Here is a 276-nt window from a genome sequence, read left to right on the forward strand (position 1 = left end):
GCGCGTCGCCCATGGTGAACCGGCCCGCGTTGCGCAGCGGTTCGGCCAGCAGGAACATCAGCAGCATCAGCGACAGCGCCGTACTGAGGGCGAGCACGACACCGTCGTAGCCGCACAGGGCGATCACGCCGCCGGTGCCGAGGACGGTGGCGGCGGAGATGTAGTCGCCGGCGATGGCGAGGCCGTTGCGCAGCGGGGACAGGGAGCCGTAGCCGGTGTAGAACTCGTCCAGGTCGTCCCGGTCCGGGCCGGTCATCACGCACAGCAGCAGGGTGA

1 protein-coding gene is annotated in these 276 nt (G+C 70.3%); it reads right to left on the minus strand.

Features of this window, described 5'->3' with window-relative positions; all coding sequences use genetic code 11:
* Positions 1-276 (minus strand): sodium:solute symporter family transporter (locus CCN44_RS46160; RefSeq protein ID WP_414820498.1); only part of this gene is annotated, 276 nt, incomplete at both ends.

This window comes from Streptomyces tricolor, from assembly GCF_002155905.1.
GTDB classification, from domain to species: Bacteria; Actinomycetota; Actinomycetes; order Streptomycetales; family Streptomycetaceae; genus Streptomyces; species Streptomyces tricolor.